Consider the following 711-nt stretch of genomic DNA (forward strand, 5'->3'; position numbering starts at 1 on the left):
GAGCGCGGCATCACCATCTCCACCGCGCACGTGGAGTACCAGACGAAGAACCGTCACTACGCGCACGTCGACTGCCCGGGCCACGCCGACTACGTGAAGAACATGATCACGGGCGCGGCGCAGATGGACGGCGCCATCCTGGTGGTCTCCGCGGCCGACGGCCCGATGCCCCAGACGCGCGAGCACATCCTGCTGGCCCGCCAGGTGGGCGTGCCCTACATCGTCGTCTTCCTGAACAAGGTGGACATGCTCGATGACCCCGAGCTGCGCGAGCTCGTGGAGATGGAGGTGCGTGACCTCCTGAAGAAGTACGAGTTCCCCGGTGACAGCATCCCCATCGTCCCCGGCTCGGCGCTCAAGGCGCTCGAGGGTGACACCAGCGACATCGGCGAGCCGGCGATTCTCAAGCTGATGGAGGCGGTGGACAGCTACATCCCCACCCCGCAGCGCGCCACGGACAAGCCCTTCCTGATGCCGGTGGAGGACGTGTTCTCCATCGCCGGCCGCGGCACGGTGGCCACCGGCCGCGTGGAGCGCGGCAAGATCAAGGTGGGCGAGGAAGTCGAAATCGTCGGCATCCGCCCCACGCAGAAGACGGTCATCACGGGCGTGGAGATGTTCCGCAAGCTGCTGGACGAGGGCATGGCGGGCGACAACATCGGCGCGCTGCTGCGCGGCCTGAAGCGTGAGGACCTGGAGCGTGGCCAGGTG

Annotated in this window: 1 protein-coding gene; it reads left to right on the forward strand. The window is 67.4% G+C overall.

Features of this window, described 5'->3' with window-relative positions; genetic code table 11:
• Nucleotides 1–711 (forward strand): elongation factor Tu (locus tag HG543_RS53980; RefSeq protein ID WP_169352718.1); only part of this gene is annotated, 711 nt, incomplete at both ends.

The sequence above is a fragment of the Pyxidicoccus fallax genome (assembly GCF_012933655.1).
GTDB lineage: Bacteria > Myxococcota > Myxococcia > Myxococcales > Myxococcaceae > Myxococcus > Myxococcus fallax.